The organism is Streptomyces sp. NPDC021225, from assembly GCF_044332865.1.
Classification (GTDB): Bacteria; Actinomycetota; Actinomycetes; order Streptomycetales; family Streptomycetaceae; genus Streptomyces.
The window spans coordinates 930,555-945,209 of the sequence record NZ_JBIRPV010000002.1; the positions used below are offsets into that span (position 1 = coordinate 930,555).

Here is a 14,655-nt window from a genome sequence, read left to right on the forward strand (position 1 = left end):
GCTCACCCGGCGGCAGATATCCGTACAGGGCCGGTCCAGCCGGGCCGCGAAGGGCCTGGATAGTGTCCGGTAAACCAGGCGTAAACCAGGCAGGCACAGCACGGACGGAGAACCGCCCGGCGATTCCTGACGGCCGAGCGGAGAACCGTCATGCCCGGAATTCCCTCCCGCCCGGCCTGCCCCGCCCCCATCCGCAGGTGAATGGCGAGGAGTCGAGGAGTCATGGCCGGATCTCAGGCTTTCGCTGGTGGAGAAGTTGAGGGTGAAGCCGGTGGTGCAGCGTGCGGTGAAACTGGTGGTGAAGCGTGCGGTGAAGCCGGCGCTGAAGCGTGTGGTGAAAAGGAATCACTTCCGCTGACCGGAGCGCAGGCGGGGGTGTGGTTCGCCCAGCGGGTCGACCCCGACAGCCCCATCTTCCGGGCGGCGGAGTATCTGGAAATCCACGGCCCGGTCGACCCCGGCATATTCGAGCGGGCGCTGCGTCAGGTGGTCACCGAGGCGGACGCCCTGCACCTCAGGTTCCTGGACACCGAGGAAGGACCCCGCCAGGTGGTGGGGCCCGAGCCCCGGTGGCGGCTGCGGATCGTCGACGTCTCGGCGGAGCCGGACCCCCGGCGGGCCGCGGAGGAGTGGATGGGCCGGGATCTGCGCAGGAAGATCGACCTCACCGGCTCCTCGCTGTTCACCTACGCCCTGTTCCGCGTCGCCGCCGACCGCTGGTTCTGGTACCACGCCTACCACCACATCCTGTTGGACGGCGTGGGCGCCTCCCTGTTCGTGCGCAGGGTCGCGCACGTCTACAGCGCGCTCACGGCCGGTACCGCCCCGGACGCCACCCCGTTCGAGTCGGTGCGCACCCTGCTCGCCGCCGACTCCGCCTACCGCGACTCGGAATCCATCCGCGAGGACCGGGAGTTCTGGCGCCGGACGTACGACGGCCGGCCCGAGCCCGGCGCGCTGTCCCCGCGCCCGCTGCGGCCCACCCCCGACTTCCTCCGCCGCAGCGCCCGGCTGCCCGACGGGATACGGCGCGACCTGGACCGGGCGGCCGAGCGCGCCGGGGTCTCCCGGTCCCGGATCCTGGTCGCCGCCACGACGGCCTATCTGCACCGGATGACCGGATCCGCCGAGGTGGTGCTGGGCCTTTCGGTGACCGCCCGCCCCGGCGGAGCCTCCCGCAACGTCCCCGGCATGGCGGCCAACGTGCTGCCGCTGCGCGTCGAGGTCGCCCCCGGCACCACCGTGGGCGGGCTGCTGGAGCGCACCCGCACGGCGCTGCGCGGGCTGCTCGCCCACCAGCGCTACCGGGGCGAGGACCTGCGCCGGGACCTCGGCCTGCGAGGCGACCACCGCAGGTTCTTCGGGCCGCAGCTCAACGTCGTGCCCTTCGACTACGACCTGCGCTTCGCCGACAGCCGGGCCGACGCGCACAACATGTCGCTGCGGCTCATCCAGGACCTGGCGATCTCGGTCTACGACCGGGTCGGCGACCGCGGGATCCGGGTCGACTTCGACGTCCACCCCGAGCTGTACGGCCCCGCCGAACTCGCCGCGCACCAGGACCGCTATGTGCGGTTCGTCGGCCGGATCGCCCGGGCCCTGGCGGAGCCGGCCACCCCGCTGGCCCGGGTGGCGCTGCTCAGCGACGACGAACTCCGCGCCGCTGTGGCCCCGCCGGACGAGGCGGTGCCCCACCCGGCCCCGGGGCCGACCCTGCCCGGCCTGTTCGAGGAGCGGGTCCGCAGCGCGCCGGACGCCCCCGCCGTCGAGTACGAGGGCGCCTCGATCGGCTACGCGGAGCTGAACCGGCGGGCCAACCGGCTCGCCCGGCTGCTGGCCGGCCGGGGCGTGGGCCCGGAGGACCGGGTGGCGCTGCTGCTGCCCCGCTCGGCGGACTATGTGACCGCCGCCCTCGGGGTGATGAAGGCGGGCGCCGCCTATGTGCCGATCGACCCCGGCTATCCGGCCGAGCGCGTCGACCACCTCCTGAGCGACTCCGCGCCCGGGTGCGTCCTGGCGCACGCCGCCACCGCCCACCTGACCGCGGCCGCCGACCGTGCGCCGCTGATCCTCGACGCGCCCGCCACCGCGCGGGCCCTGGCGGACCTGCCGGACGGCGACCTCACCGACGCCGAGCGCACCGCGCCACTGACGGCGGACCGGCCCGCGTACGTCATCTACACCTCGGGCTCCACCGGCACGCCCAAGGGCGTGGTGGTCACCCACCGCGGCATCCCGGCGCTGGCCGGGGCGCTGACCGGGCGCCTGGGGATCGGGCCCGGCGGCCGGGTGCTCCAGTTCGCGTCCATGGGGTTCGACGCGGCCGTCTCCGAGCTGTGCATGGGGCTGCTGTCCGGGGCGACCCTGGTGCCGGCCCCGGCGGAGCAGCTGCTGCCCGGCCCTCCGCTGGCGGCCTTCACCCGCCGGGCGCGGATCACCCACGCGCTGCTGCCGCCGTCCTCACTGGCCGTCATGGACCCGCGCGGCGATCTCCCCGAGGACATGGCCCTCTACGTGGGCGGCGAGGCGTGCCCGGCCGAGCTGGCCGAGCGCTGGTCGGCGGAGCGGCTGCTGGTCAACGCCTACGGGCCCACCGAGGCCACGGTGGTCGCCACGATGAGCGGGCCGCTGTCGGGGCCGGAGCGGCCGCCCATCGGCGAGCCCATCCCAGGTACCCGGGGCTATGTGCTCGACGCCGGGCTCGCCCCGGTGCCGCCCGGCGTCCCCGGTGAGCTGTACGTGGCCGGCGTCGGCGTCGCCCGGGGGTATCTGGGGCGGTACGCGCTGACGGCCGAGCGCTTTGTCGCCAACCCCTTCGGGTCCCCCGGCGAGCGCATGTACCGCACCGGCGACCTGGTCCGGCGGCGCCCGGACGGGGCGCTGGAGTTCCTGGGGCGCGCCGACGACCAGGTGAAGATCCGCGGCTACCGGGTGGAGCCGGGTGAGGCGGAGGCCGCCCTGCTGAAGCTGCCCGCCGTCGGCCAGGCCGCCGTGGTGGTCCGTCAGGAGCCGGGCGGTGAGCCGTCGCTGGCCGCCTACCTGGTACCGGCCGCCGGGGCGGAGCCGGATCCGGCGGCGGTGCGCGAGGCACTGGAGAGCGGGCTGCCCGGCTATCTGGTGCCCGCCACCTTCACGGTGCTCGACGCGCTGCCGGTCACCCCCAACGGCAAGATCGACCACAAGGCGCTGCCGGACCCGTCCGCGGCGGCCGAACGGACCGTCACCCCGCCCCGCACCGAGCGCGAGCGGGCGCTGTGCGGGTTCTTCGCCGAGGTGCTCGGTGTCGAGGCCGTCGGCATCGACGACGACTTCTTCCAACTCGGCGGGCACTCCCTGCTGGTCGCCCGGCTGATGCAGCGGATCCGCTCCCGGCTGGGGGTCGAGTGCGGGGTCGACGTGGTCTTCCGCGCCCCCACCGTGCGCCGGCTCGCGGCGGAGCTGGGCGGCGAAGAAGCGGGCGGCGAGGAAACGGGCGGCGAGGAAGCGGAACCGGGCGGCGCGGAATCGGGCGGGGAGGGCTCGGGCAAGGGGGGCTCGGGCGGGGGGAAGCCCGTCCGTCCCGGACCGGTCCCGGTGCCCCGTGACGGCGAGCTCGAACTCTCCTACGCGCAAGCGCGGCTGTGGTTCCTGAGCCGGCTGGAGGGCCCCAGCGCCGCGTACCACATCCCGCTGGTCCTCACCCTCGACGGCGACCTCGACCCCGACGCGCTGGCCGCGGCCCTCGGCGACCTCGCCGACCGCCATGAGACCCTGCGCACCGTCTACCCGGACCGCGCGGGCGTGCCGGTCCAGCGCATCCTGCCGCCCGGCGCCCACCCCGGGCTGACCATCGTGGCCTGCGACGAGACGCGGCTGCGCGAGGAACTGGCCACGGCCGTGGCCCACCCCTTCGACCTGGCCACCGAGCCGCCCCTGCGGACCCGGCTGTTCCGGACGGCGGCGCGACGGCACGTCCTGCTGCTGCTGGTGCACCACATCGCGGCCGACGCGGAGTCCTACGGCCCGCTGCTGCGCGACCTCGCGGCCGCCTACCGGGCCCGCCGGGCCGGGCGGGCGCCCGCACTCCCGCCGCTGCCCGTGCAGTACGCCGACTACGCCGCCTGGCAGCGGCGCACCCTGGGCGACGACGCGGACCCGGCGAGGCAGACGGCCTACTGGAAGGAGCGGCTGGCCTCCCTCCCCGGCCCGCTCGACCTGCCCTTCGACCGGCCGCACCCGGACCGGGTCGCCACCGCGCCGGCCGCCCTGGTCACCCTCGATCTCGACGCCGCGCTCCACCGCGGGGTCGGCGAGTTCGCCAGGGGATGCGGCGCCAGTACCTTCATGGCACTCCAGGCGGCGCTGGCGGCGCTGCTGAGCAGGCTCGGCGCCGGGGAGGACATCGCGCTCGGCGTGCCCGTGGCCGGGCGCGGGGACGAGGCGCTCGAGGACCTGGTGGGACTCTTCGTCAACACCGTGGTGCTGCGCACCGACACCTCGGGCGCGCCGACCTTCCGTGAGCTTCTCGCCCGGGTGCGGGAGGCCGATCTGGCCGACTACGCCCACCAGGACCTGCCGTTCGAACGGCTGGTGGAGGCGCTCAACCCGCCGCGCTCGGCGGCCCGGCACCCGCTGTTCCAGGTCATGCTGGCCATGGACAGCTCGCACCGGACGCCGCCCGGGCTCGACGGGCTCCGGCCGGGGCTGCTGGACGTGCCCACGGGGACCGCCAAGTTCGACCTGTCGTTCAACGTCCGGGAGCGCTTCACCCCCGAAGGAGCGGCGGACGGGATCCTGGTGGCGCTGGAGTACCGCGCCGATGTCTTCGAGGAGTCCACCGCACGGGAGCTGCTGCGCCGTTACGGTCGCCTGCTGAGCGCGGCCATGGCCGACCCGGACGCGCCCGTCGCGGGCGCCCGGATCCTCGCCGACGAGGAATACCGCAGGCTGCTGACGGACTGGAACGACACCGCCGCACCCGAGTCCCTGCGCGATGTGGTGGGCCGGGTCAGGGAGCTGGCGGCGGACCGGCCGGACGCCGTCGCGGTCACCGACGACGACGGAGACCTCGGCTACGGCGAACTCGTCGCCCACGCCGACCGGCTGGCCCGTCGGCTGCGGGCGTCGGGTGCGGGCCCCGACGCGGTGGTCGCCGTCCTGGCGGACCGGGGCCGCTGGGCGGTGGCCGCGCTGCTGGGCGCGCTGGCGGCCGGGGCCGCGTATCTGCCGCTGGACACCGGCGCGCCCACCGAGCGCTCCGCGGCCGCGCTGGCCGACGCCGGGGCGCGGTGGCTGCTGGCCGGGCCGGGGCACCGGGAGGCGGCCGCCAAGGCGGCAGAAGCGTCCGGCGGGACATCCGGCGGGGTACAGGTGCTGCCGCTCGGCCCGGACACGGACACGGACGAGGACGCGTACGGGAACGGGCCCGCGGCCGCCGGGGGCGCGCCGCCCGCGGACCAGCTCGCCTATGTCATCTTCACCTCCGGCTCCACCGGCCGCCCCAAGGGGGCGATGGTCCACCACCGGGGGATGAACAACCACCTGTCGGCCAAGGTGGCGGACCTCGGCCTCACCGCCGCGGACACGGTGGTGGCCAACGCCCCGCTGACCTTCGACATCTCCGTGTGGCAGATGCTCGCCCCGCTGGTCGTGGGCGGTCGCGCCCTCGCGGTCTCCCAGCGGCTCGCGGCCGATCCTCCAGGCCTGTTCCGGCTGGTGATCCGGGCGGAGGTCACCGTCCTCGAAGTGGTGCCCTCGCTGCTGCGCGCGGCGCTGGACGCCTGGGACGACGGCGAGCCCCTGCCCGCCCTGCCGTCCCTGAGGTGGCTGGTCGTCACGGGCGAGGAGCTGCCCGGCGAACTGTGCCGCCGCTGGTTCGCCCGCTTCCCCGGCATCCCGGTCGTCAACGCCTACGGCCCCACCGAGTGCTCCGACGACGTCACGCACGCGGTCATCACCAAAGACCCCGGCCGCACCACGTCCCCGATCGGGCGGGCCATCCGCAACACCCGGCTGTATGTGCTCAGCGACGAGCTCCAGCCCGTCCCCGTGGGCGTCGTCGGCGATCTGTACGTGGCGGGCGTCGGCGTCGGCCGCGGATATCTGGGCGACCCGGCCAGGACCGCGCACACGTTTGTGGCCGACCCCTTCGCCGACCCCGCCGCCGCGCCCGGCGGCCGGCTGTACCGCACCGGCGACCGGGTGCGGTATCTGCCGGACGGGCAGCTGGAGTTCCTGGGCCGCCGGGACACCCAGATCAAGATCCGCGGCCGGAGGATCGAGCTGGGCGAGGTCGAGGCCGGGCTGCGCGGGCTGCCGGGGGTGACGGACGCGGTGGCGTCCGTGGTGCCGGGCCCCGCGGGCCACCCCCGGCTCGTCGGGTACGTGGTCGGTCAGGCGCGTCCCCGCCAGGTGCGGGAGGCGCTCGCCGCCGCGCTGCCCGACCATCTGGTGCCGTCGGCCGTCGTGGCGCTGGACGCCGTCCCGCTGACCGAGAACGGCAAGGTGGACCGCAAGGCGCTGCCGGTGCCGGACCTCCCCGGCACCGTGAACCGGGAGCCGCGCACCCCGCAGGAGGAGATCCTGTGCGCGCTGTTCGCCGAGGCGCTGGGGCTGGAACGGGTCGGAGCCGACGCGGACTTCTTCGGCCTGGGCGGGCACTCCCTGCTGGCCACCCGTCTGGTGTCCCGCGTCCGCGCGGCCCTCGGCGTGGAGGTCGAGGTCGCCGCGCTGTTCGAGGCGCCCACCCCCGCCGCGCTCGCCGGGCGCCTGGGCGCCGCCGGACCCGCCCGCCCCGGCCTGGTGCGCCGGGACCGGCCCGAGGTGCTGCCGCTGTCGTATGTGCAGCGCGGCATGTGGTTCATCAACCGGCTGGAAACCGGCCGGGGCACCTACAACGTCCCCCTGGTGGTCCGCCTGTCGGGCGAACTCGACATCGCCGCGCTGGAGGCCGCGCTGGGCGATGTGGCGGCCCGCCACGAGAGCCTGCGCACCGTGTTCCCCGAGGCCGACGGCGTCCCCCGGCAGGTCGTGCTCGACCCCGCGGACGCCGTGCCCGCCGTGTCCGTCGTGGCCGCGGAGGGCGAGGACGACGAGGGTGTGCGCGCGCTGATCGCCGCCGCGGCCGGTGCCGGATTCGATGTCGCCCACGAGCCGCCGCTGCGGGTGTCGCTGCTGGTCCTCGGCGCGCGCGAGCACATCCTGGTCGTCGTCGCCCACCACATCGCCAGCGATGGCTGGTCCGCCGCGCCGCTCGCCCGCGATCTGTCCCTCGCGTACCAGGCGGCCCTGCGGGGCGAGGCCCCGGCCTGGGAGCCGCTGCCCGTGCAGTACGCCGACTACACCCTGTGGCAGCGGGCACTGCTGGGGGACGAGTCGGACCAGGGCAGTGAGATCTCCCGCCAGTTCGCCTACTGGAAGGACACCCTCGCCGGGCTGCCGGACGAGCTGCGGCTGCCCACCGACCGGCCGCGGCCGGCGGCGGCGGACGGCCTGCGGGGCGGGGTGGTCCCGTTCGAGGTGAGCGCCGAGACCCACCGCGCGGTGGTGCGGCTGGCCCGGGCGACCGCCACGACCCCGTTCATGGTGTTCCACGCCGCCCTCGCGGCCCTGCTGACCCGGCTCGGCGCGGGCACCGACATCCCCATCGGCACCTCGGTGTTCGGCCGTGGCGACGACGCCCTGGACGAGCTGGTGGGCTACTTCGTCAACTCGCTCGTGCTGCGCGCCGACACCTCGGGCGACCCCTCCTTCGGCGAGCTGCTGCGCCGGGTGCGGCGCACCGACATCGCCGCCTTCGCCCACCAGGACCTGCCGTTCGAGCGGCTGGTCGCGGCGCTCAACCCCCGGCGGGTGCCGGGCCGCCACCCCCTGTTCCAGGTGAAGCTGCTCCTCCAGAACCTGGACCGCGCCCGCTTCGCCCTCCCGGGGCTCGACGCCGATGTCCTGCCGTACGACCCCGACCTGGCCAAGCTGGACCTCCAGTTCAGCGTCTCCGAGCGATACGACGACCGGGGCGAACCGGCCGGCGTCGAGGCGCTGGTGGGCTACTCGGCCGAGGTGTTCGACCGCGCGTCGGCACAGGCGGTGTCCGCTCGGTTCGTGCGGCTGCTGGAGGCGGTGGTGGCCGACCCGGACCGGCCGATCGGCACGGTGGAACTGCTGGGCGCCGCCGAGCGCGAGCGGGTGCTGACGGAGCGCAACGCCACGGCGCGCGAGGTGCCGGAGGCGACGTTCCCGGAGCTGTTCCGGGCGCGGGTGGCGGCCGCCCCCGACGCGCCCGCGGTGCTGTGCGGCGCGCTGCGGCTGACGTACGGGCAGCTGGACGCGCGGGCGAACCGGCTGGCCCGGCTGCTGCTGGACCGGGGCGTCGGCGCCGGATCCCTGGTGGCGCTGGCGCTGCCGCGTTCCGCGGACGCGGTGGTGGCGATGCTGGCGGTGCAGAAGGCCGGGGCGGCGTACGTACCGGTGGACCCGGAGCAGCCGGGCTCGCGGACGGGGCTGCTGCTGGCGGACGCGCGGCCGACGCTGGTGCTGTCCCTGGACGGGGCGGCGCCGCCTGCGGGGCCCGCCGAGGTGGTGGTGCTGGACGCGGCGGAGACGGTGGCGGCGCTGGCGGAGGCGAGCGACGAGGACCCCGGGGTGGAGGGGGCGGCGTGCGATGCGGCGTATGTGATCTATACGTCGGGTTCGACGGGGCGGCCGAAGGGGGTGGTGGTGGAGCAGGGGTCGTTGGTGGATTACGTGGTGCGGTGTGTGGTGGCGTATCCGGGTTTGGCGGGGCGGACGTTGTTGCATTCGCCGCTGTCGTTCGACTTGGGGTTGACGGGGTTGTACGGGACGTTGGCGGCGGGTGGCGCTCTGGTGGTCGCTGATCTGGATGAGCGTCTTTCGGTGCCGGGTGGGGTGACGTTCGCGAAGGTGACGCCGAGCCATCTGCCGGTCCTTCAGGAGCTGCCGGATGCGTGTTCTCCCACTGGGCAGTTGGTCATCGGAGGTGAGGCGCTGAGTGGCGCGCGGCTGGCGTCGTGGCGGGCCCGGCATCCGGGCGTCGAGGTGGTCAACCACTACGGCCCCACCGAGGCCACGGTCGGCTGTCTGGACCACCGGATTCCGGCGGGGGCGGTGCTCGCGGACGGCCCGGTGCCGGTCGGCCGTCCGATGTGGAACACCCGGGTGTATGTCCTGGACGCGGGGCTGTCCCCGGTGCCGGACAACGTGGTGGGCGAGTTGTACATCGCGGGCACCGGCGTGGCCCGGGGCTATCTGAACCTGCCCGGGCAGACCGGGGAGCGGTTTGTCGCGGATCCCTTCGGGCCGCCCGGCTCCCGGATGTACCGCACCGGGGACCTCGCCCGCTGGACCGGCGCGGGCGTGCTGGAGTTCGCGGGCCGGGCCGATGACCAGGTGAAGGTGCGCGGCTACCGGATCGAGCCGGGCGAGGTCGAGGCGGCGGTCGCGTCGTTCCCCGGGGTGGACCGGGCCGTGGCCCTCGTCCGCGAGGACCGGGCGGACGACCGGCGGCTGGTCGCCTACGCCGTACCCGCCGCCGGGGATGGCGCGGCTGTGGACCCGGCCGCGCTGGCCGCCTGGGTGGCCGCCCGGCTGCCCGACTACGCGAGGCCCGCGCTGGTCGTCCTGGACACGCTGCCGCTCACCCCGAACGGCAAGGTGGACAGGGGCGCGCTGCCCGCGCCCGAGGTGCCGGTCACCGCCTCCCGGACGGCCCGTACCGCCCGGGAGGAGATCCTGTGCGGGCTGTTCGCGGACGTCCTCGGCGTGGCCCGGGTCGGCGTCGACGACGGCTTCTTCGACCTCGGCGGCCACTCGCTGCTCGCCACCCGGCTGGTGTCCCGCATCCGCGCCGCCCTCGGGGCGGACGTGCCGCTGCGCGTCGTGTTCGAGGCCCCCACCGTCCGCGGGCTCGCGCCGCGCCTGGACGGCGAGGCGCCCGCCCGGCCCGCCCTGTCGGCGCGGCCGCGGCCCGAGACCGTCCCGCTGTCCTTCGCCCAGCGCCGCCTGTGGTTCATCAACCAGATGGAAGGGCCGAGCGCCACCTACAACATCCCGCTCGTGCTGCGGCTCACCGGGCACATCGACCGGCCCGCCCTGCGCGCGGCCCTCCGCGACGTGGTCGCCCGGCACGAGACCCTGCGCACCGTCTTCCCCGCCGTCGACGGCGTGCCCTTCCAGCGGGTCCTGGACCCCGAGCGGGGCACGCCCGAACTGGAGGAGTCCGAGGTCGCCCCGCACGAGTTGCCGGGCGCCATCGACGCGGCCGTCACCGAGGGCTTCGACCTCGTCAGCCGGCCGCCGCTCAGGACCAGGCTGCTGGTCTGCGGCGACACCGCCGCGCTGGTGGTCGTCATGCACCACATCACCGGCGACGGCTGGTCGCACGCCCCGCTGCTGCGCGACCTGTCACAGGCGTATGCCGCGCGCCTGGGCGGCGAGGATCAGCCAGGTTGGCCGCCGCTGCCGGTCCAGTACGCCGACTACACCCTCTGGCAGCGTGAACTCCTCGGCGACGACACCGACCCCGACAGCGAGTTCTCCCGGCAGCTGCGCCACTGGGCAGCCCGGCTTGCGGGCCTGCCGGAGGAGCTGGCGTACCCCACCGACCGCCCCCGCCCCGAGGCCGCCAGCTACCGGGGCGACAGGGTGCCGGTGGCGCTCGGCGCAGAGGCGCACGCGGGCGTCGTGGCGCTCGCCAAGGCGAGCGGGGTCAGCGTCTTCATGGTGCTCCAGGCCGCTCTCGCCACGCTGCTGACCCGGCTGGGCGCGGGTACCGACATCCCGCTCGGCGCCCCCAGCGCGGGCCGCACCGACCATGCCCTCGACGAGTTGGTGGGCTTCTTCGTCAACACGCTGGTGCTGCGCACGGACACCTCCGGCGACCCCACCTTCCGGGACCTCCTCGCCCGGGTGCGGGAGACGGACCTGGCCGCGTACGACCACCAGGACCTGCCGTTCGAGCGCCTGGTGGAGGAGCTCAACCCGAAGCGCTCGCTCGCCCGGCACCCGCTGTTCCAGGTGATGCTCATCCTGCACAACACGGACCGGCTGGAGCTCGATCTGCCCGGTCTGCGCGGGCGGGTGGAAGGGGCCGAGGCCCCCGTGGCGCGGTTCGACATGTCGTTCAGCCTGACCGAGCAGTACTCCGACAACGGCGCCGCCGCGGGCATCCGGGGACAGATCCGCTACGCCGCCGACCTGTTCGACCGCGCCACCATGGAGACCTGGGCGGCCCGGCTGGTCCGGCTGATCAGCGCGGCGGTCGCGGACCCGGATCGCCCGATCGGCGCGCTTCCGGTGCTGTCCGAGGAGGAGCTGCACGAGCTGCTGGTCGTCCGCAACGACACCGCACACGCCCTGCCCGACGCCTCCCTGCCCGAGCTGTTCCGCCGGCAGGCGGCCCGTACCCCGCACGCCACCGCTCTGGTCCAGGGGGAGTTGCGCCTGACATACCAACAGCTCGACGCGCGCTCCGACGAGCTGTGTGCCGCGCTGCTGGCCCGGGGTGTCGGCCGGGAGGACCGGGTGGCGCTGCTGCTGGAGCGGCGGGCCGACCACGTGGTGGCCGTGCTCTCCGTCGCCAAGGCGGGAGCGGTGTACGTACCGCTGGACGCCCGCAGCCCCGAGGCCCGGCAGCGGCACATCCTCACCGGCACCCAGGCGGTGGTGGTGGTCGCCGACGCACGGACCGCCCCGCGCGTCCCGTCCGGCCACGTCTCGCTCGTCCTGACCGACGGCGTGGCGCCGCCGGACGCCGTCGGAACGGGGCACTCGGCGCCGGCCGTGCCGGCCGGCGGCCTCGCGTACATCATCCACACCTCGGGCTCCACCGGTGAGCCCAAGGGCGTGGCGGTCTCCCACCGCAGTGTCGTCGACATGGTCCTGGACCGCTGGTGGGGGCACACCGCCGAGGACCGGATGCTGATGCACCTGCCGGTGTCGTTCGACGCCTCGACCTACGAGCTGTGGGGGCCGCTGCTGACGGGCGGCCGGATCGTCGCGTACGACGGCGAGGCCACCGACATCGCGGCCCTCGCCCGCACCATGGCCGAACACCGGGTCACCGTGGGGCTGTTCAGCGAGGGCGTCTTCCGTCTGCTCGCCGAGAACCACCTGGAGAGCTTCGACGGCCTGAGGGACATCTACGTCGGCGGTGACGCCGTCTCGGCCGTGGCCGCCCGCAAGGTCATGGACCACGTCCCCGGGGCCCGGCTGACCAACACCTACGGGCCCACCGAGTGCACCCAGTGCGTCATCCACCACGAGCTGACCCGCGAGGACGTCGAGGGGCGCCGCGCGGCCATCCCCATCGGACGGCCCCTGGACAACACCCGGGTGTACGTCCTCGACGAGCGCCTGCGGCCCGTGCCGCCCGGCGTCACCGGAGAGCTGTACGTGGCCGGCGAGGGCGTGGCCCGCGGCTACCACGGGCGGCCGGGGCAGACCGCCGAGCGCTTTGTCGCCGACCCCTTCGGGCCCCCGTCCTCGCGCATGTACCGCACCGGCGACCGCGTCTGGTGGCGCCCCGGCGGCGCCCTGGAGTTCGCGGGCCGCGCCGACGCCCAGGTCAAGGTGCGGGGTTTCCGGATCGAACTGGGGGAGGTCGAAGCGGCGGTGGCCTCCTTCCCCGGCGTGGCCCAGGCCGTCGTGGTCGTCCGCGAGGACCGGCCGGGGGACCGGCGGCTGGCGGCCTACGCCGTGCCCGCCACCGGCACCGCCCTGGACACCGCCGCGCTGGACATCGCCGCGCTGGCCGAGCACGTGGGCGCGCTGCTGCCGGACTACATGGTGCCCGCGGCGTTCGTGCCGATGGCGGCCCTGCCGCTGGGGCGCAGCGGCAAGCTGGACCGCTCCGCCCTGCCCGTGCCCGACTACGGCGGCGGCGGTGGCCGGGGGCCGCGGGACGACCGGGAACGGCTGCTGTGCTCGCTGTTCGCGGAGCTGCTCGGCGCCCCCGAGGTCTTCGCCGACGACAACTTCTTCGTGCTCGGCGGCGACAGCATCGGCTCCATCCAGCTGGTCAGCCGGGCGCGGCAGGCGGGGCTGGCGATCAGCGCGCGCGATGTGTTCCTGCACCAGACCCCCGCGGAGCTCGCGCTCGCGGCCACCGCGGCGGACGAGGACCCCGAGGCACCCGCGGCCGACGACGGCACCGGCACCGTCCAGGCCACCCCGATCATGGAGTGGCTGAGAGAACTGGGCGGCCCGGTGGCCGGGTTCAACCAGTCCGTGCTGCTCCGCGTGGCCCCGGGGCTCACCCAGGACGCGCTGGTCACCGCCGTACAAGCGGTCCTGGACCGGCACGCCGTGCTGCGCGCCCGGCTCGACCGGTCGGGCGAGGGGCCCTGGCGTCTCGAGGTGCCCCCGGCCGGGGCGGTGGACGCGGCGGGCTGTGTGCGCCGGGTCGACATCGCGGACCGCCCGGAGGGGCGGCTCGCGCCCGTGCTGGCCGAGCACGCCGAGGCGGCCCGCCGGGAACTGGCGCCGGACGCGGGCGCGATGGTCAGGGTGGTCTGGTTCGACGCCGGGGACCTGCGGCCCGGGCGGCTGCTGGTGATGGCCCACCACCTGGTGGTCGACGGGGTCTCGTGGCGCATCCTCCTCCCCGACCTGATGGACTGCTGGTCGGCCGCCGCGGCCGGGCGGGAGGCGGCGCTCCAGCCCGTGCGCACCTCCTTCCGCACCTGGGCGCGAGAGCTGCCCCGGCGGGCCGGGAGCGAGGCCGTCGAAGCCGAACTCCCGCTGTGGCGGCGGATGGCAGGCGACCCGGACCCGCTGCTGTCCGACCGGCCGCTGGACCCGGCCGTCGACACCCACCGGACGCTCCGCCGCCACCGGGCCGTGCTGCCGCCCGAGCGCACCGGGCCGCTGCTGACGGCCGTGCCCGGCGCGACGGGCGCGGCGGCGGACGAGGTGCTGCTCACCGCGTTCGCGACGGCCGTCGCGGAGTGGCGGCGGCGCCGCGGTGGCGCGGACGGCCCGGTGCTGGTCGATCTGGAGGGCCACGGCCGGGGCGAGGGCGAGGGGGCCGAACTCTCCCGGACGGTCGGCTGGTTCACCGCCATGCATCCGCTGCGGATCGACGCCGGCGTCGGCTGGGCGGAGTTCCGCGCCGGGGGCGCGGCCGCGGGCGGCGCGCCGGCGCGGGTACGGGAGCAGGTGCGCGCGCTGCCCGGCAAGGGCGTCGGGTACGGGCTGCTGCGCCATCTCAACCCCGGGGCCTCCGCCGAGCTGGCCGCCGCCCCCGCCCCGCAGATCGGGTTCAACTACCTGGGGCGCGTCCGTCCCGAGAGCGGGCCCGCCGAGTGGGGCGCGGCCCCCGAGGACGTACGGGTGGCGCCCGCCGACCCGGACCTGCCCTTCGCCCACGCGCTGGAACTCAACGCGGTCGTCCACGACGGGCCCGAGGGCCCCCGGCTGAACGTCACATGGACCTGGCCCGCCGGGCTGTTCGAGGAGTCCGCGGTCCAGGAGTTGGCCGACCTGTGGTTCACCGCCCTGGACGCCCTGACGTCCTACGCCACCGCCCGCGCCGCCACCTCCCGCCTCGCCACCGCCCGGCCCGAGGCGAACGGCCGCACCTCGCCCGACACCTCCCTGGTGGACCTGGACCCGGACGAGCTCGATGAGCTCGGCGAGCTCGAAGCTGACTGGAGGAAGTGA

1 protein-coding gene is annotated in these 14,655 nt (G+C 75.5%); it reads left to right on the top strand.

Translation table 11 applies throughout. The features are described 5' to 3' along the window. The first annotated feature begins 375 nt into the window (after positions 1 to 375). Entirely contained in the window at positions 376 to 14,655 is a 14,280-nt protein-coding gene (locus tag ACH4S9_RS12380; RefSeq protein ID WP_398371502.1) for an amino acid adenylation domain-containing protein, read from the top strand.